Genomic DNA, 19,115 nt, shown 5'->3' with positions numbered 1-19,115 from the left:
CAATGAAAATCAAAACTCGTTTTGCGCCAAGCCCAACAGGCTATTTGCACGTTGGCGGTGCTCGTACTGCTCTTTACTCCTGGCTTTTTGCTCGTAACCACGGCGGCGAGTTTGTGCTGCGTATAGAAGACACTGACCTTGAGCGTTCAACCCCAGAAGCTATCGAAGCTATTATGGATGGTATGAATTGGTTGAGTCTTGAGTGGGATGAAGGTCCGTACTACCAGACCAAACGTTTTGATCGTTATAACGCGGTTATCGACGAGATGTTGGAAGCTGGTACAGCGTACAAATGCTACTGCTCTAAAGAACGCCTTGAAGCGTTGCGTGAAGAACAAATGGCGAATGGCGACAAGCCACGCTATGACGGCCGCTGCCGTCACGGTCATGAACATCACGCAGCCGACGAACCTTGCGTTGTGCGTTTTGCCAACCCGCAAGACGGTTCTGTTATTTTCGACGACCAGATTCGTGGCCCAATCGAGTTTAGCAACCAGGAACTCGACGATCTGATTATTCGCCGTACCGATGGTTCCCCGACCTACAACTTCTGTGTTGTAGTGGATGATTGGGATATGCAAATAACTCACGTGGTGCGTGGGGAAGACCATATCAACAACACTCCGCGTCAGATTAACATCCTGAAAGCGTTGAATGCGCCGGTTCCGGTTTACGCGCACGTTTCTATGATTAACGGTGACGACGGTAAAAAACTGTCTAAACGCCACGGCGCGGTTAGCGTCATGCAGTATCGTGATGAGGGTTATCTGCCAGAAGCCCTGCTGAACTATCTAGTGCGTTTGGGCTGGTCGCATGGCGATCAGGAGATCTTTACTCGCGAAGAAATGATCAAGCTGTTCACGCTCGATTCCGTCAGCAAATCTGCTAGCGCATTCAACACTGAGAAATTGCAGTGGCTGAACCACCACTACATTAATCATCTTGCACCTGAATATGTTGCGACCCAACTGCAATGGCATATTGAGCAGCAAAATATTGATACCCGCAATGGGCCGGAATTGGCTGAGCTGGTGAAACTGCTGGGCGATCGCTGCAAAACTCTGAAAGAGATGGCGGAAACGTGCCGTTATTTCTATGAAGACTTTAGCGAATTTGATGCAGACGCTGCGAAGAAGCACCTGCGTCCGGTTGCTCGTCAGCCGCTGGAAGTGGTGCGTGACAAACTGGCTGCGTTAACCGACTGGACTGCCGAAAATGTCCATAATGCGATTCAGGCAACGGCTGATGAGCTGGAAGTTGGGATGGGCAAAGTTGGTATGCCGCTGCGTGTGGCTGTTACTGGGGCAGGGCAGTCACCTGGCCTGGATGTGACAGTTCATGCTATTGGCAAACAGCGTTCCATCGCCCGTATCAACCAGGCGCTGGAATTTATCGCTGCACGCGAAGCACAACAGTAAAGCGAATAAAGCCGGCTATGCCGGCTTTTTAATACTCGTCGTCTTACTCATCACGAATACCTAAACGTTTCAAAACCCCTGCAATACCTTCTCGCAGCAGCAAAGCTGACATTTTTTCTTGCTCTGCTATCGACATTTGCTTGAGTGCATTCAACAGCAAACCTTCCAGCGACGAATCATTAACATGATAATTGCCTGGTTTTTCTGAAATGCGTTTAGCACTATTTATAAACTCGCGAACACGCTCATCCACATGGATCAGGCGCGCCTTTCCACCCTGAACGCCGGGTTTTTGAGTCGTTAACCAGCTTTCTTTTCTTACCCATTTGTTGATTGTTTGGCGACTATAACCAGTAATCATCGCCAGCTCTTCCGGGGTCATACGTTCCTTGAGCACAGTTTTTCCTTAAGTTCAAAAGGGTTATTAGTGGTTCATTTTAGGGGATCATTTTACTGGAAACTGTGACAGGATTAACTACCGTACGATGAGAAGCAATTGAGATTTCCCGTATTGTTTGCTTTTTCGGCGATTAGTCGCAGAAGCAGAATTTGCCGTTGACACTATTGAACGGGTTTCATATGATGCCGCCCGTCGACACGACAAGGTGTTTACGGTATGGGGCTATAGCTCAGCTGGGAGAGCGCTTGCATGGCATGCAAGAGGTCAGCGGTTCGATCCCGCTTAGCTCCACCAAATCTTTACCAGCAAGATTTGTACCGTTTAACCCGAACCCATTCGTGGGGCTATAGCTCAGCTGGGAGAGCGCTTGCATGGCATGCAAGAGGTCAGCGGTTCGATCCCGCTTAGCTCCACCAAAATACGAAACCCTCGCCTGATGGCGGGGGTTTTTTGTTTTATACGTTCGTATATTTTGTTGTTATTTTGTGTCGCAGTGGGTTTTATTCAACGCCTAAATGAATAGTTGAATGTGATTTATTTGCAGTGTGAATATATCAAACTATTTCGCTTTGTTGTGTTGTATTAAAAGGCAATGAATTGAAAGGGATATAATTATACGTCAACTTGATTTGTTTAATAAATAAACGTATTCTTTGTCACCGAATAATGCTTTTAGCAATGATAAAATATCCACTCCAGGGCTTATGACATTTCCTCTAATAATCAAAAAATCGCTCACAGCACTGGTTTTATGTCTTTTGCTTTTACCTCTTTCTCGGTACCTTTCACCTTCAACCATTATTGATGGTAAACACACTTATTTAGCGTATCTTCCTGTAAGTTTTATGATTGCCATGGTGTTTCTCTATGGTCGAGTGGCGATTATTCCTTTGATAATAGCCTCCATTGTAACCTTTACTTACAGCCTGGATTTAGCCACTCCAGCGTTAGTCGCCTTTACCTTCAGCTTAATATTTCCCATAGCCGTTTGTAGCCTCGTGACCCGTTATTATCTGGGAAAGCGCTGGCGCCATGCTCTGTCCGATAAAGGCGTCGGGATTAGAATATTTTGGCTCGGTTTTATCGCCCCCTTCAGCATTAAATTACTGATGTATCTGACCGGGCATTACGTTTCTGTCCCAGTGAAACTTGCCCCTTATTTTGGCCATAACTCACTCATATTTATGGTGGTGGATTTCCAAAATCTGGTTGCGGCATCGCTTATCTTTACCGTCGTGTTTTATTACCCACTAAGAATGATCCTGAACCCACACTACGCTCGTGCATTTTGGCGTCGTTGCGTGATGCGAGATTTTGTGGGGCCGCGTCGTTTATATTCTTTCACCTGGATGCTGTGCCTGTTTACCCTGATGGTCGTGCTTTGTTCTTCATGGGGTGTATTGCAGGTTTCAGGGTATCTGGTGCCTATGATTTTTGTGCTGTTTACGTTGGGGATTCGTCATTTTGGCCCTCGTCTTATGGGGCTGCTGTGGGGGATTTCTGCCTGGTTATTGCTGACGTATAACGATGGTTTTCTTTACGGGGTTAATACTGAATTTGCCCTGTCATTTATCCTTTCTGTTTTTATCTCTTTCTCAGTCTGCATGTTATACATGACGATGATGTTTAAGGTAAATGAGTGGATGAAACGCATTTATCACTCGCAAGCCTTAACCGATCCACTCACGCAATTACCTAATTTACGCGCACTGGAATATCATGTGCAAAGCTACCCGGAAGGGACGCTTTGCTGCCTGCGTTTGTCTAATCTTGAGTTTCTGAGTCGTCATTACGGCATGATGATGCGCATTCATTGTAAGCGTATCGTAACCAGCCAGATAACCCCTTTCTTGCAGCAAGGTGAGCAAGTCTTTCAATTGCCAGGCAGTGAGTTATTAATATTTCTTCGTGGTCAGCATACCGATGCGCGTCTTGAGCATATTGTCGAGTTACTCAATAGCAAAAAAATAAAGTGGCATAACACGATGCTTGAGATTGAGTATGGCGCTTCTTATAGCGTTATTGACGACAGTCTTGATGAGTTACACCGGACATTAGGCCAATTAAGTTATCTCGCAGACCAGGCAAGTGAATCAATGTGTGTGCTTAGCCTGAACACACGCGTTGAAGATGTTTCTGACAAGACGACAGAGCGCGTCTTGTTGCTGCAAAAAATCAAACGGGCGCTGGATGAAGAAGAAGCCGTTGTACTTTATGCGCAGCCTATTGTTAATCAAGCTGGAAAGGGTTATCAGGAAATACTCAGCCGCATCATTTTTAACGATGAATTAATTACCCCGGATAAGTTTATTCCTGTTATTGCCGAGTTTAACCTCAGCACGCGCTTCGATATGTTAGTGATGAAGAAGCTGGTTAATTTCCTCTATCTCCATCCAAATGAGAGTGAGTACCCGCGTTTTTCCGTAAACCTGATGCCATTGACGCTGATGCAAAAGGATATCGCTCAAAAGATTGTTTCACTGTTCACTCAATTCCAGGTGCCTACCAGCAGTGTGATTATTGAAGTTACTGAAGAGCAGGCGTTTTCAGAATCAGAAATCTCAATGCAGAACATCACGTTACTGCGTGAAAATGGCTTTAAAATTGCGATTGATGATTTTGGCACCGGCTATGCGAATTACGAAAGGCTCAAACGGCTGCAGGCGGACATTATTAAGATTGATGGCTGTTTCATCAAAGATATCACCACGGACTCGCTTGACCCTCTGATTGTAAAATCTATTTGTGATATGGCCCATACGAAGCAATTGAGCGTTGTTGCTGAGTTTGTCGAAACGGAAGAGCAGCGGAGACTTCTTCATGAACTGGGCGTTCAGTTCCTGCAAGGTTATCTGATTGGCAAACCCGAGCCTCTAAATACAGTCCATACTTTTTAAGGTAGCAGTATGTTGCGAGCATATGATCACAGGACTGTATTGTGAGTACTTCAAGAGCGAGTCGATTTCGTTTGCCGTTGAGCAACACGCTACGTGTTATTCACCTGTGCTTCATTTTTGTTTTTGCCCTGACCGCAATCCTGTTCTGGCAGCAAGGGCAGCTGTTTAGTCAGGGTTATCGCTCCAGCCAGCTAAGTCATCTGGAAAGTGTGATTGCGCGCATAGAAAGCCGGGCGCAGTACAAGATTGATAACCTTCGCTATTTAAAAAGAATATTTATTGAAGCCATGGATGATCCGATCTTCCCCGGCAGCCCAGTGACGCCATGGGAAGTGAATGAAAATTCGATTCAAAGGCCGCTGTGGATAGGCGAGTTGCCCTTGCCTGATAGTGTCACTGAGGATGATGAATTACCGGATCAGGAGTCACTGGAGGTGCGCCAACAACTCAACGGGTTGCGTAAAATCCAGGGGCTTTTCCCCCTGGCAACCGGATCCCATGAACTGTTTGCCGATTTGTATTACATCTCGCGCGAAGGCGAATTTATCGCCTCTTTGTCGAAAGAGGTGAACTCGCTGCTGATCAATAGCTATAACCCACACGAAAAGCTGGGCAGTTTTGTGCTGGCATCCCCGCTATTAAATCCCAAACGAACGGCTTTCTGGACGCGACAAAATATTGCTAACAGCGATGAGACGCTGATCAACGCCTCTATCCCTGTCGATTTTGGGGGGGAATGGATTGGCTTGCTGGGCATTGCATTTGATAGCCAGTCAGTTCAGAAATTCCTCTTATCTTCGTTACCGGAAGACACCCAAAGTGCCTACCGACTGTATGATGCACAGTTAAAACCTCTGACGAAATCTGTGGGCGCGGAAAATAACGTTCAGTTAAGCGTGAAGCAGAAAGAAACCATTCTCCGAATGTTGGCGGATAATCCCCGTGGTAGCTTCCGTTCCGGATTGGTCTATATCACGTTTGGCCAGCTGAGAGGGACTCACTCGGTGCTGGTGAGCACCCAGACCGTGAGTCAGGGGCTGCATGAGGATTTTGGGCGATTCAGTTTACTTCTCGTCACGATGTTTTTGATTTTCTCGCTTTCCCTGTTGGGTGCCTACCGCATTATTTGCCGTCTGGTGCGGAATATGGGCAATTTGCAACGTGAAATGCAGCATCATGCCCTACATGATGATTTAACCGGGGCGCTTAACCGGCGTGGATTCTTCGATAAAACCTCGCAAATCATGTCGGACAATGTGGATTACACGCTGGTACAACTGGACCTCGACCACTTCAAGAATGTGAATGATGTCTACGGGCATTTGGTCGGTGACAATGTACTGGTGCATGCCACTCAACGTATTCAGCGTGCTATCCGTAACCAGGACATTTTGGGGCGTATAGGCGGGGAAGAGTTCTGTATTTACTTACCGAATTCCGATCTCAAGGCCGGGATTATGGTCGCAACACGAATTAAGTGGGAGCTTGAGTCTTCTGAAATGATTCTTGAGGACGGTTCATCCTTGCCTGTTACGGCATCGCTGGGCGTGGCGTCACATAGTGAGTTTCCAGAATACACGTTAGACCAAATACAGGCGCGGGCTGATATGCGAATGTACCGGGCGAAAGAGCGTGGGAGAAATCAGGTATGCTGGCAGGATGAAGACATTCAGGCATAAAAAAGCCGGGGCAAATTGCCCCGGCTTTTTATTGTGAGAATTACAAGAACAGACCAGCGATAGACGCTGACAGAATACTCACCAGAGTTGCGCCGTAAACCAGCTTCAGGCCAAAGCGAGAAACCACGTTACCTTGCTCTTCGTTCAGGCCTTTAATCGCACCCGCGATGATCCCGATAGAAGAGAAGTTGGCAAACGAAACCAGGAACACAGACAGGATACCTTCCGCACGTGGGGAAAGCGTTCCGGCTAGTTTTTGCAGATCCAGCATCGCAACGAATTCGTTGGAAACCAGTTTGGTGGCCATGATGCTACCCACCTGCAACGCTTCGTGGGAAGGAACACCCATAACCCAGGCGACCGGGTAGAAGATGTAGCCCAGAATGCCCTGGAAGGAGATGCCGAAGACGGCAGCAAACAGGGCGTTCAGCGCAGCAATCAAAGCAATGAAGCCAATCAGCATCGCTGCAACGATAATCGCAACTTTAAAACCTGCCAGAATGTATTCACCGAGCATTTCGAAGAAGCTTTGGCCTTCGTGCAGGTTAGACATCTGGATATTTTCTTCGCTCTCATCAACGCGGTAGGGGTTGATCAGCGACAGTACGATAAAGGTACTGAACATGTTCAACACCAGCGCTGCGACCACATATTTTGGCTCGAGCATCGTCATGTAAGCACCGACAATCGACATGGACACGGTAGACATGGCCGTAGCGGACATGGTGTACATGCGGTTGCGAGACATCTTGCCGAGAATATCCTTATAAGCGATAAAGTTTTCTGATTGTCCCAGAATCAGCGAGCTTACGGCGTTAAAGGATTCCAGTTTACCCATACCATTCACTTTAGACAGAACGGTACCGATAAAGCGGATAACAATCGGCAGAACACGGATGTGCTGCAATATCCCGATCAGTGCGGAGATAAAGACGATTGGGCAAAGCACTTTCAGGAAGAAGAAGGCGAGTCCTTCGTCATTCATCTTACCGAATACAAAGTTTGTCCCTTCGTTGGCAAATGACAGCAGTTTCTCAAACATCTCTGAGAAACCTCTCACAAAGCCTAGGCCAATTTCTGAGTTCAGGAAGAACCAGGCCAGGATAAGTTCAATCACCAACAGTTGAACGATAAAGCGAATGCGGATCTGCTTACGGTTGCTACTCAGCAATAAAGCAAGTAGCGCAACCACGGCAAGCGCTAAGACAAAATGAAGAACGCGGGACATATTTGCTCCAAATATGAGGCAGGTTTAATTTCGTTGCACATTCTATGAAACAAGCAATAAGAAAACGAGACTAATCGCACACTATAATGATGTCGTGTGACCAAACTCAAAATTAGTGATCAACCATACATTTCTGCTATGTTAAGTAAAGAACATAAAAGTTGCGTCAACGCACATATCTTTAACATAGTGCTTGCTGCAATCAGGCTTCTTTAACAGGCGATCGAAATTCGCCACTGCTAATCCCTCACTATTGTTTCTGTCTATCAAAGTAATCGACTATGGCTTCTCAAATGAATTTGATAATCATTCTCACTTTTGATAGCTTGAAACATAGCAAAGGCTATATCTCCAGAGGCAGATGATGACAAACAGTCGCGTTGAAAATAGTGGTACTCGCACAGCGCGCAGATTACGCCTGGCGTTGATGGGGCCGGCTTTTATTGCTGCCATCGGTTATATCGATCCCGGTAACTTTGCGACCAACATCCAGGCCGGTGCCAGCTTTGGTTATAAATTGCTGTGGGTGGTGGTGTGGGCCAACTTCATGGCGATGCTTATCCAAATCCTCTCGGCAAAACTGGGGATTGCGACTGGTAAAAATCTCGCTGAGCAGATTCGCGACCATTATCCGCGTCCGGTGGTGTGGCTTTACTGGATACAGGCTGAAATTATCGCCATGGCGACTGACCTTGCTGAATTCATCGGTGCCGCGATAGGTTTCAAACTGATTCTCGGCGTCTCTTTACTACAAGGTGCGGTGCTAACGGGAATCGCGACTTTCCTGATACTGATGCTGCAACGGCGCGGCCAGAAACCGCTGGAAAAAGTGATTGGCGGATTACTGCTGTTCGTGGCGGCGGCTTACATTGTGGAGCTGATTTTCTCCCAGCCGAAACTGGTAGAACTCGGGAAAGGAATGTTGATTCCAAGTTTGCCGACCAGTGAAGCGGTATTTCTTGCCGCAGGCGTGCTCGGCGCAACCATTATGCCGCACGTCATTTATTTACATTCTTCGCTAACCCAACACCTGCACGGTGGTAATCGAGCCGAAAGGTATTCAGCAACTAAATGGGATGTCGCCATCGCGATGACCATTGCCGGGTTCGTCAACCTGGCTATGATGGCTACTGCGGCAGCCGCATTTCACTTCTCGGGCCACACCGGGGTTGCTGACCTGGACGAAGCGTACCTCACGCTTGAACCTTTACTTAGCCACTCTGCCGCCACGATTTTTGGTTTAAGTCTGGTTGCCGCGGGATTGTCATCAACCGTGGTGGGAACACTGGCGGGGCAGGTGGTGATGCAAGGCTTTGTGCGCTTCTATATTCCGCTGTGGGTGCGTCGCGCCGTCACCATGGCACCTTCGTTCATTGTTATTTTGATGGGGCTGGATCCGACCAGAATTCTGGTCATGAGCCAGGTATTACTCAGCTTCGGTATTGCCCTGGCACTGGTTCCGCTGCTTATCTTCACCAGCAATGAAAAATTGATGGGCGATTTAGTTAATACCCGGATCGTGAGAATCACCGGATGGGTGATTGTCGCCATCGTCGTCGCGTTGAATTTGTGGCTGCTGATTGGCACGGTGTTAGGCCTGTAGCCCTTAAAAAGATGCAATAAAAAACGGGAGCCGAAGCTCCCGTTGTAAAATCTTAATGGCGATGACCACCGCCGTGACCATGTCCACGCCCGCCTCGTCCGCGATGATCGTCACGATCGTTCCAGCCTGCGCGGTAACCTTTCTCAAAGCTGCTACGACCACGGTCTTTGTACCAGCCACGGTGATAGCCATTGTCATGGCGGTGCCAGCGATTATCGCGCCACTCGTAATTTCGACGCCAGTAATCACGGTCGCGCCAGCCACCGCCATCCCAGTAATTACCGCGATAATCTTGATCGCCTATTTGCAGCTTAATTGACGGCAGCAGGGTGATTTCGCCCGCATTGGCCATCATTGGAGCTGATGCCAGTAATGCAATCGCAAGAATTAGTGACCTGAACATACTCTCTCCCTACATACGATAACCGCCACAGCGGCTTGTTAACGGTATAGTAAGTTGTGGTAACTAAGTGTTTCATCGCCACAACTCCTAATTCGCAGGGGAGAGCACTTTTTGCTAATTTAGCTGAAAATTAAATCAGTACGTGTTAACGGTTACACTAATATTTCTTCGATTTCTGCCAGCTCAGCAGCGGTAAAATGACGGTTATCCAACATGCCTACCGCATCGTCTATCTGGCTGATTTTACTGGCACCAATCAACACCGAAGTGACTTTATCACCACGTAGCACCCAAGCCAGCGCCATTTGCGAAAGCTTCTGCCCACGTCGTTGTGCAATGGCGTTGAGTTTTCGGACTTTCTTCAGCTTATCTTCGGTCAGTTGCTCCGCGTTCAGGAACTTGCTGCCGCTCGCCGCTCGTGAATCAGCAGGAATACCATCAAGATAACGATCCGTAAGCTGCCCACCCGCCAATGGTGAAAACGCAATGCTGCCGACACCTTTTTCTTGCAGAACATTCAGCAAACCGCCTTCAACCCAACGCTCAAACATCGAATAACGCGGCTGGTGGATAAGGCATGGCGTGCCAAGAGAGTTCAAAATATCAATGGCTTGAGCCGCAAGTTCAGCCGGGTAATTTGAAATGCCGACATACAGGGCTTTGCCCTGGCGCACGACGGAGTCAAGAGCGCGCATTGTTTCTTCAAGCGGGGTTTCCGGGTCCGGACGGTGATGGTAAAAAATATCGACATATTCAAGACCCATGCGTTTCAGGCTTTGATCCAGGCTTGAAATCAGATATTTACGTGAACCCCAATCACCATAAGGGCCATCCCACATGGTATAGCCAGCTTTGGACGAAATAATCAGCTCATCACGATATGGAAGGAAATCTTCACGCAGGATACGACCAAAGTTTTCTTCGGCAGAACCTGGCGGTGGCCCGTAGTTATTCGCCAGGTCAAGATGGGTAATCCCTGAGTCAAACGCGCGGTGTAACAGCTGTCGGCTGTTTTCCAGCAGCGTGCTATCACCAAAGTTATGCCACAAACCCAGCGAAATAGCGGGGAGTTTTAAACCGCTGCGCCCACAACGACGATATTCCATTGATTCATAACGCGCAGAATTTGCCTGATAGACCATGTGAAATCCTTGGTGAGTGAATAATGCCAACTTAGTGTATACGTTTTCACAACATTGAAGGCCATCAGACTACACCCCGATTAAGTGTAAATCCCTCTTTCCACGGCCTTATTCTCCTTGTTCCTCGACAGCGATCACAGATGTCCAATACTCACTGTAAGCCCTCAGAGAAGGAATGAGTCATGAATTACACTGTCGCGGACTATCTGCTGGACCGGTTCACCGAGGCTGGAATTAACCATCTTTTTGGTGTCCCCGGTGACTACAACTTACAGTTTCTGGATAACGTCATTAACAACCCAACCCTTGCATGGGTGGGGTGCGCCAACGAACTTAATGCAGCCTATGCCGCTGATGGCTACGCACGCTGTAACGGTGCGGCGGCTGTGCTGACGACGTTTGGTGTCGGCGAATTAAGTGCCATTAATGGTATCGCCGGAAGCTATGCCGAATATTTACCGGTCATACATGTGGTCGGCGCACCGTGTCTCGGTGCGCAGCGGCGGGGTGAATTGATGCATCACACTTTGGGTGATGGGGATTTCGGCCATTTCTCACGCATGGCGCAGGAAGTGACGGTGGCACAAGCCTCGCTCACCGCAGAAAATGCCTGTTACGAGATCGACCGGGTTTTGCAGCAGGCTTTATTGCAGCGCCGTCCGGGTTATTTACTGCTCCCAAGCGATGTTTCTCAGACACCTGCGACGCGCCCGACCAAACCCTTATTGCCGCAACAACCGTCCACCGACCCGGCATTACTCGCCCAATTCCGCGTCTGCGCACAAGCGCGCCTGGCAGAAAGCCGCAGCGTGGCGTTACTGGCTGATTTCCTGGCGCTGCGATTTGGGCAACAAAAAGCCTTGCAGCAATGGATGGACGACACGCCTATGCCACACGCCACATTGCTAATGGGCAAAGGATTATTCGATGAAGGCCAGCAAGGGTTTGTCGGGACTTATAGCGCCTCGGCCAGTTCGCCCACGGTAATTCAGGCGATTGAACAGGCTGAACTGGTTATTTGTGCGGGCGTGAAATTTACCGACACGCTAACAGCCGGATTCACCCAACATTTTTCTCTCCAGCAGACTATCGACATCCAGCCGAATGCCGCCCGAATTGGCGAGCGCTGGTTTAGTGGGATAGCGATGGCGCAAGCCATTGAAACTCTGCATCAGCTCTGCAAACACCAGGTTTCAGGCTGGTCTTCGCCGCAACAAAAACCGCCCGCGTTACCGGCGGCGACATCCGGGAAACTGGATCAGCACGCTTTCTGGCAATCCTTGCAAGGCTTCCTGCAAGCGGGGGATATCGTTCTTGCCGACCAGGGAACCGCAGCTTTTGGTGCTGCGACACTCACGCTTCCCGCAGGTGTCACGTTTATCGCTCAGCCGCTTTGGGGGTCGATAGGTTTTACCCTTCCTGCCGCATTTGGGGCGCAAACCGCCTGCCCAAATCGCCGCGTGATATTGCTGGTAGGCGATGGTTCGGCGCAACTCACCATCCAGGAAATTGGCTCGATGATGCGCGACGGGCAGCGCCCGGTGATTTTCTTGCTCAACAATGAGGGTTACACAGTTGAACGGGCTATTCATGGTGCCGAACAGCGTTACAACGACATTGCACCGTGGAACTGGACGCAAATTCCGCAGGCATTGAATGTTGATAATCAGGCGCAATGCTGGCGAGTGACGGAGCCGGTGCAGCTCGATGAGGTGATGCAGAAAGTGGCAAAAGCAGAACGACTGTCGCTGGTAGAAGTCGTTCTGCCGAAGCAGGATATTCCTGAGCTTTTGCAGGCGATCACAGCATCGCTTGCGAAACGCAATGCCGGTTAGTCGGTCGAATTAATGGTGGATGACGCTGCGCTTATCCCCCCTACAACACCCATTCCGTAGGTCGGATAAGCGCAGCGTCATCCGGCAAAACTGGCAATGTAAAATTAAACTTTGGGTTTATCCGCCATCATGACCGGTTTGCCCGCCAGCAGCAGCCATGCGGGTAGCATCACGATACACAGCAATGGCAGCAATTTGATATCCGGCACCACCGCCATTGCCATAAACAGGCTGAGCCAACCATCGCGAGTCACTACCAATACCAGGCCAAGGATGGCACAGGATAGCGTAATGGCGGCCGGAACCGCTTCAACATGCTGGTGAAGCATCATGCCTAACGCCACTCCGACAAAAACCACCGGGAAAATACGCCCCCCACGGAAACCGCAGGCTGAGGCAATCACTAGCGCCGCCAGTTTTACTACCGCAAACATCAGCAACGTCGCGACAGAATAATGCTGCACGGTGGATAGCTGGCGCATTTCATCCAGGCCTTTAAACAGCGTGACTTCGCCGCCAACCAACCCCAACACGCCTAGCAGAAAACCGCCGACGCCCAGAATTAACACCGGGTGTTTAAGCTGATGAATGAGACGGTGCGCACGTGGCAAGCACCACACTGCAATCATTCCCAGTGCAATGGCGATTGCCGCGACTACCGCACCGCTGAAGATATCAACCAGGCGCATTTCTGGATATTGCAAAGCGGGCAAAGAGAAATCAGGATGGAAGAACAGGTCGGTGGTCAACGCTCCCGCCGCCGCCGCCATCAGCGGGGCAAACAAACGGTCCCACAATGGCACATCATTGCTGCCATTGAGCGTCTGGGAAAACACCAGTGCTGCGGCAACCGGTGTGCCAAATAGTGCGCCGATGGTGCCTGCGGCGGCAAGAATCGTCCAGTCCAGCGCGCCAACTCTTGGCAGCAAACGCGCCCCAATCGCTACCGCCAGCGCAATATTCACCGCCATAATCGGGTGTTCTGGCCCCAGACTCACGCCGCCTGCAAGCCCCAGCACCAGAGCAATAATCAGCCCCGGCAGCGCCATGACAGACACCGGTGCGCCAATCAAAGGTTCGGTTGCCGGATCGGGCCCCGCATGCCCCGGCATATAGCGAATCACTAGCCCCACGGCAATCCCCGTTAACGTCAGCATCAACAAAATCCACATCGGGGAGTTCATATCGAGATCAAATCTGGCGGGCAGTGATACCCAAAGATAACGCTGTAAAACAGCGGCAACTTTCATCACTACGATTAATACCAGGCTGGAAAAGATCCCAATCACTAATGCAGGGAGAGAGAGAACCAACATCGTTCTGGCTCGCGGATGGAGCATGTTTTATTCCTTAACTAAAATAAACTTTGCGCAAAATCGTCGCGGCAAACAGTCTGCCAGACCGGACATTTCGACCGCTATGCAATAAGGGCTGAAACGCTCAATCTAATCTGTGACGAAGATCTATAATCCCAAGGCACTTATCATCTGGTCGTTGTTGTTTAGGCTAGCTAATTTTACAGTGATGCCAGGACTTATTTTGACTTTAGCGGAGCAGTGGAAGAATGACAAAATATGCTTTGGTGGGAGATGTAGGCGGCACCAATGCGCGTCTGGCACTGTGCAACGTTGAAAATGGTGACATCACCCAGGCAAAAACCTATTCGGGCCTCGATTTCCCAAGCCTTGAAGCGGTCGTGGTGCATTATCTCAAAGAGCACAATGTCAGTGTAACCGATGGTTGTATCGCAATTGCTTGCCCGATTACCGGCGACTGGGTGGCGATGACCAACCATACCTGGGCATTCTCTACCGCTGAGATGAAAAAGAATCTCGGCTTTGAACATCTGGAAATCATCAACGACTTTACTGCCGTTTCCATGGCGATTCCAATGATCAAAAATGAACATTTAATTAAGTTTGGCGGCGGCGAGCCGGTTGAAGGTAAACCTGTAGCGGTTTATGGCGCGGGCACTGGGTTGGGCGTCGCACATCTGGTTCACGTCGATAAACGTTGGGTGAGTCTGCCGGGCGAAGGCGGTCACGTCGATTTTGCGCCAAACAGCGAAGAAGAGGGGATCATCCTCGAAGAGTTGCGCACTGAAATCGGCCATGTTTCTGCGGAGCGTGTGCTTTCAGGGCCGGGGCTGGTGAATCTGTATCGTGCCATTGTTAAATCAGATGGCCGTCAGCCGGAAAATTACAAGCCGAAAGACATCACTGAAAAAGCGCTCGAAGATAGCTGCACCGATTGTCGCCGTGCGCTGTCGCTGTTCTGCGTGATCATGGGTCGCTTTGGCGGCAACCTTGCTCTGACGTTGGGAACCTTCGGCGGCGTATATATCGCGGGCGGCATCGTGCCACGTTTCCTTGAGTTCTTTAAGGCTTCCGGTTTCCGTGGCGGTTTTGAGGATAAAGGGCGTTTTAAAGAATATGTGCAAAGCATCCCGGTGTACCTGATTGTTCACGATCAACCGGGGCTGCTCGGCGCTGGTGCGCATTTGCGTCAAACGCTGGGTCAGGTTCTGTAATCTCGTCGGGCGCAAATTCTTGCGCCCATTTTACAAGCGCATCAACGCCCGAAACTCTTTCACCTTGCTGCGACTCACCGGCACCTGAAAATCCAAATCCCGCAGGCGTAAAATATAGGTATTGTTAAACCACGGCTCTATCTCGCGAATTTTACTCAGGTTCACGCAATACGAGCGATGGCAGCGGAAGAAATGGCTTTCCGGCAGACGGTGGCAAAACTCGGTGATATTCATTGGCATCACATAGGCTTCGCGGCGCGTATACACAAAGGTCATTTTTTCGTGCGCTTCAGCGTAATAAATATCGTTAATATCGGTAACGATAATCCGCTCGTCCTTCACCAGATTAATCGTCAGCGCTTCACGGTTAGAACTGCTTCCTGAGGTCGGCGCATTCTGTTGTAGATATGCCGCCTCCAGCTTTTGCAGCATGCCAATAATGCGCGACTCCTGATACGGCTTCAGAATGTAGTCGAATGCTTCCAGCTCAAACGCTTCCACCGCGTGTTCTTTCCAGGCGGTGATAAACACGATAAAGGGCTTATGGGCAAACTTGCTGATGTTCTGCGCCAGCAAAACACCGTCTAAAGAAGGAATGTTGATGTCGAGAAAAATAGCGTCAACTTCATGATGTTGGAGGTATTTCAACACATCCATACCGTCATCAAAGGTGCCAACAACTTCCATTTGGCTGTGTTCTTTAATCAGCCAGTTTAGTTCCTGCTGCGCCAGCACTTCATCTTCGACGATGAGAACTTTCATGCGTTTCCTCCTTGTTGCGACAATAACGGTGGAACGGCGGTAGCAGCAGCGTGAGGCACGTAAAACGCAATCTCCGTACCCGGCTCAAGGCGGCGAATATGCAAACCTTCGCCATAAAGTAATTTTACCCTGTGATGCACATTTAACAGGCCGATTTTATTGCCTGGCATTTCGTTAGCTTCAACCCGTTCAATCACTTGCGGGTCGATACCATGCCCAGTGTCGCGCACCGCAATGCGCACGCGATTACCGCTCTCTTCAACGCTAATCGTCACCACACCTTTGCCTTTACATTGCTGAACACCATGAACAATCGCGTTCTCGACCAGCGGCTGAATCAGCAGGCTTGGGATCAGGCAATTCACTTCTTCATCAATGTTATAAATCACCGTCAGCTTGTCGCCAAAACGCGCCTGCTCAATAGCGATGTAATCTTTAATTTGATACAGCTCTTTTTTAATGTCGATCTGCTCATCGTCTTTTAATTCAATGTTATAGCGCAGATAACGCGACAAATTATAAATCAACTGACGGGCGGTATCGGGATTCATGCGAATAGACGATGAAATAGCATTTAACGCATTAAACAAGAAATGCGGGTTAATTTTGCTTTGTAGCGCCCGCAGTTCCGCTTTATTGGCCATTTCACGCAATTGCTCGGCCCGGGAAACCTCCAGTTGGGTGGATATAATCTGCGAAAGCCCCACCGCCATTTCTTGTAAGGTCGATGTAATCTGATGCGCGTGACGGTAATAGATTTTCAGCGTGCCCGTCACCACACCTTTTTCCCATAAAGGAATAATAATCAGCGAGTGAATTTCCGGGGTACGATACGCTTCATCATCATTACGAATAATGATTTTCCCTTCACGAAGAGCCAGCTGTGTTCTTGGGCTAATGCCGTCGTCGTTTTGCTTATAGTTGTCTTCGCCAAACCCGACGTAAGCCAGAACTTTATCGACATCGGTTATGGCTACCGCATCGGCATTAATATCGTCGCGGATAATATTGCAAACCTGACGCAAAGACTCACTGTTAACGTTACGAAATAGCGGCAGCGTTTTGTTGGCAATATCCAGCGCGAGTTTGGCCTGGCGTGCCGCACTGGCCTCTTTTTCACCCTCAACACTTTGCACCAGCACCACAATCAGGCCGATTGACACCGTGCCGAGGATCATCGGAATCCCGATTTTCGAGACAATATCTATCCCTAATTCAATGGATGGCGCCCACAGCACCACCAGAATCATGGTCATGGTTTCACACAACATGGCGCCGAAAATACCGACTCGCCAGTGCTGTTCTTTCGGGACTTTGCGGTTGATTAAACCTGAGATAATACCGGCGACGATACTGGTAATCAGACAGGGGACGGCAGTAATGCCATCAACATCAATCAGGTAACGATGCAGCCCGGCAATAATCCCGGTGATGATCCCTACCCACGGGCCAAATAAAATCCCGCCTGCCATCACGGCAATAATGCGCACATTCACCAGCGACCCTTCGACGTGAACGCCAGACCAGGTACTGAATAGAGCAAACATCGAGAAAATAGCCGTGACCGCCAATAACTCTTTGGGGGTGTGAGCGTTTTTATGCAGCAACTCGCGGAACAGGCGGATGCGAATCAAAAAGAACAGGCAAATAAGCATCAGCGCCGCACGGTCAAATACCGCCAGCAGCATGTCAAAGGTTTCGTGCACCGGTAACTCGCGTGACTAAGAATGGAAGGGTAATGATAAGGAAATTACTGGGTGGTTACCAGAAAGGGGATTAATTCCCTCTCCCTGGGGAGAGGGTTAGGGTGAGGGGTTACTTCCCGCCTAACTGCTCGCGCCCGGCGGAACTCAAATCAGCAGGAGTCGCACGCCCATCAAAATCGACCTCAAAATCATCGGCCGCGAAATCGGGCGGTGATTTGCCTTCTACAAAAGCAGGCCACTGGCGTTCAAGATATGCGGCGTTCTTCTCACACCACGGAGCCGCAGCGATATACATCACATTGCTATCGAACTCTCCAAGGTGTTCATTTTCCACCGCGTGAATCACATCGCAGTGCCAGAATACCGTGTCGCCCGCTTCCATATTGGGAATTGAGGATATCCCAGTTAATAAAAGGGGATGCCATTGTTCGTTAATAGAAAGTGCGCGTCCAGGTTTCGCTTCACACAGTGATTCCTCCGGCACATCGTCTTGTAATGCACGCAGCAGGATATACGCCATCGCGTTTGCCACCGGCAGCAAAGTCAGCGTGCCGCCGTGCTTGCGTTGCGGGCTAAGTGCAGTCCAGCCCTGGAAAGTACGGAACATCGAACACACAGCCGGAGACGGGAATTCACGAACTTCAGTGCGGCCTTCAGCAGCGAACGGATTGTATTTCTGCCATTCGCCGGAAAACACGTGGCGATAAACATGGCGGAAATTCTCATCCAGCCAGCGCTCAACGGAACCGCCATCAACATGTGGCGACAGGCCCAAAGAGTTGGAGCGAGGAGGGCGGCGACGGGTGCGGTCGGCATAACTCACCACGCGATCCGGGTCGAAATGCTGTTTACCGTTGCTTTCGGTTTCCCATAAATTATTCAAGAACACCTGCACCGCTTTCATGCGGGCGTGCTGGCGCGCTTCGACCTGCGGTTTAGACCAGTAGATACCGTAAATTTGCGGCTTACTTTCTGCAAGTGTGCCGAAATAGTTATCTTCTGCGGCATTCTTCAGCTTCTCGACAAAGTTATTCCGCTCCAGATAATTGCCGACTTCTTCATTCCATGCCTGTGCCTGAGCCTGCGGAAAAACGCCTTTTACTGTGCAGCAACCGCGCTGGCGAATCAGGGCTTTTTGCTGCTCGCTCACACGATTATTGACGATATCTTCGGCGTTAATTTGCGGCACCGGGTTTTCTCCCCGCTCCATCTCGGCACGAATAGCCTCAATCTGGCGCTTCATATCGCCTTCAAGTTGTTCAAAAGCAGCTTTGTAGTCCGGCAAGTCGTGGCGAAGCTTTTGTTTTATCTCACGGATTGCACGCGGTAAGTCATCAATGTGTAGGGTCATAGCGAAGCTCCACGTCTCTTAAAAGAAGGTTAAATTAATGTTGCGACATGGTTAATGTAATCCATGATCATCAAATAAAATAGGGATTAGCTTCAAATGAAGCATCCTCTTTTATCTCGGATGAAAAATATTTCGCTTTCCCTCTCGACAGATGATTTTTA

At 49.4% G+C, this 19,115-nt stretch carries 15 protein-coding genes and 2 tRNA genes; 9 read left to right on the top strand and 8 right to left on the bottom strand.

Annotated elements, in window-relative coordinates; all coding sequences use genetic code 11:
- The first annotated feature begins 2 nt into the window (after positions 1-2).
- The gene (gene gltX, locus AC0IWZ_RS15165) at positions 3-1,418 is read left to right on the top strand and encodes a glutamate--tRNA ligase (protein ID WP_410373448.1); all 1,416 of its coding nucleotides are present in this window, start codon (positions 3-5) and stop codon (positions 1,416-1,418) included.
- A gap of 43 nt (positions 1,419-1,461) precedes the next feature.
- On the opposite strand, the gene AC0IWZ_RS15160 is transcribed toward gltX, so the two are convergent.
- Positions 1,462-1,815 (bottom strand): YfeC-like transcriptional regulator, encoded by a 354-nt coding sequence (locus AC0IWZ_RS15160; protein ID WP_034497446.1) that lies wholly within the window; start codon positions 1,813-1,815, stop codon positions 1,462-1,464.
- Positions 1,816-2,036: 221 nt separating this feature from the next.
- Here AC0IWZ_RS15160 and AC0IWZ_RS15155 point away from each other — a divergent pair.
- The 4 genes from AC0IWZ_RS15155 to AC0IWZ_RS15140 all read left to right on the top strand — a co-directional run bounded on the left by AC0IWZ_RS15155 (position 2,037) and on the right by AC0IWZ_RS15140 (position 6,394).
- A tRNA-Ala gene (locus tag AC0IWZ_RS15155) sits at positions 2,037-2,112 on the top strand.
- Between the two features lie 46 nt (positions 2,113-2,158).
- Positions 2,159-2,234: transfer RNA gene (locus AC0IWZ_RS15150), tRNA-Ala, on the top strand.
- Positions 2,235-2,522: 288 nt separating this feature from the next.
- A complete protein-coding gene (locus AC0IWZ_RS15145; RefSeq protein ID WP_034497444.1) occupies positions 2,523-4,715 on the top strand; it encodes an EAL domain-containing protein in 2,193 nt (730 codons plus the stop codon).
- Positions 4,716-4,756: 41 nt separating this feature from the next.
- The gene (locus AC0IWZ_RS15140) at positions 4,757-6,394 is read left to right on the top strand and encodes a diguanylate cyclase (protein WP_034497442.1); all 1,638 of its coding nucleotides are present in this window, start codon (positions 4,757-4,759) and stop codon (positions 6,392-6,394) included.
- Positions 6,395-6,434: 40 nt separating this feature from the next.
- Here AC0IWZ_RS15140 and AC0IWZ_RS15135 read toward each other — a convergent pair whose 3' ends face one another.
- Complete coding sequence (locus AC0IWZ_RS15135) at positions 6,435-7,622, bottom strand: NupC/NupG family nucleoside CNT transporter (protein WP_034497440.1); 1,188 nt, start codon at positions 7,620-7,622, stop codon at positions 6,435-6,437.
- Between the two features lie 281 nt (positions 7,623-7,903).
- On the opposite strand from AC0IWZ_RS15135, the gene AC0IWZ_RS15130 reads away from it, so the two are divergent.
- On the top strand, positions 7,904-7,987 hold the full coding sequence (locus tag AC0IWZ_RS15130; protein ID WP_425591309.1) for a hypothetical protein: 84 nt from the start codon (positions 7,904-7,906) through the stop codon (positions 7,985-7,987).
- Positions 7,987-9,225, top strand: a complete 1,239-nt coding sequence (locus AC0IWZ_RS15125) for an Nramp family divalent metal transporter (protein WP_034497437.1) — start codon at positions 7,987-7,989, stop codon at positions 9,223-9,225. Before AC0IWZ_RS15130 ends, AC0IWZ_RS15125 begins: the two co-directional genes overlap by 1 nt.
- A gap of 52 nt (positions 9,226-9,277) precedes the next feature.
- On the opposite strand, the gene AC0IWZ_RS15120 is transcribed toward AC0IWZ_RS15125, so the two are convergent.
- The gene (locus AC0IWZ_RS15120) at positions 9,278-9,628 is read right to left on the bottom strand and encodes a DUF2502 domain-containing protein (protein ID WP_034497435.1); all 351 of its coding nucleotides are present in this window, start codon (positions 9,626-9,628) and stop codon (positions 9,278-9,280) included.
- A 152-nt stretch (positions 9,629-9,780) separates the two neighbouring features.
- Positions 9,781-10,770, bottom strand: a complete 990-nt coding sequence (gene mgrA / locus AC0IWZ_RS15115) for an L-glyceraldehyde 3-phosphate reductase (protein WP_471678992.1) — start codon at positions 10,768-10,770, stop codon at positions 9,781-9,783.
- Between the two features lie 182 nt (positions 10,771-10,952).
- On the opposite strand from mgrA, the gene AC0IWZ_RS15110 reads away from it, so the two are divergent.
- Positions 10,953-12,605, top strand: coding sequence for an alpha-keto acid decarboxylase family protein (locus AC0IWZ_RS15110; RefSeq protein ID WP_034497429.1), 1,653 nt, complete (start codon positions 10,953-10,955; stop codon positions 12,603-12,605).
- Positions 12,606-12,709: 104 nt separating this feature from the next.
- Here the strand turns inward: AC0IWZ_RS15110 and AC0IWZ_RS15105 are convergent, their stop codons facing one another.
- Positions 12,710-13,945, bottom strand: a complete 1,236-nt coding sequence (locus AC0IWZ_RS15105) for an ion channel protein (RefSeq protein WP_034497426.1) — start codon at positions 13,943-13,945, stop codon at positions 12,710-12,712.
- Positions 13,946-14,169: 224 nt separating this feature from the next.
- On the opposite strand from AC0IWZ_RS15105, the gene glk reads away from it, so the two are divergent.
- On the top strand, positions 14,170-15,135 hold the full coding sequence (gene glk / locus AC0IWZ_RS15100; protein WP_034497424.1) for a glucokinase: 966 nt from the start codon (positions 14,170-14,172) through the stop codon (positions 15,133-15,135).
- A 30-nt stretch (positions 15,136-15,165) separates the two neighbouring features.
- Here glk and AC0IWZ_RS15095 read toward each other — a convergent pair whose 3' ends face one another.
- From AC0IWZ_RS15095 to AC0IWZ_RS15085, 3 genes are all read right to left on the bottom strand, one after another.
- Positions 15,166-15,897, bottom strand: coding sequence for a LytR/AlgR family response regulator transcription factor (locus AC0IWZ_RS15095; protein ID WP_034497421.1), 732 nt, complete (start codon positions 15,895-15,897; stop codon positions 15,166-15,168).
- Positions 15,894-17,603 carry a sensor histidine kinase gene (locus AC0IWZ_RS15090; RefSeq protein ID WP_156104895.1) on the bottom strand — a complete coding sequence of 570 codons (1,710 nt, stop codon included), beginning with the start codon at positions 17,601-17,603 and terminating at the stop codon, positions 15,894-15,896. The genes AC0IWZ_RS15095 and AC0IWZ_RS15090 overlap by 4 nt, the downstream gene beginning before the upstream one ends.
- A 109-nt stretch (positions 17,604-17,712) precedes the next feature.
- Complete coding sequence (locus AC0IWZ_RS15085) at positions 17,713-18,954, bottom strand: DUF1479 domain-containing protein (protein WP_471678993.1); 1,242 nt, start codon at positions 18,952-18,954, stop codon at positions 17,713-17,715.
- Positions 18,955-19,115 lie beyond the last annotated feature (161 nt).

The organism is Buttiauxella sp. AC142, from assembly GCF_979253435.1.
Note: the sequence above shows the minus strand (reverse complement) of the source record. Positions and strands in the feature narration are given on the sequence as shown.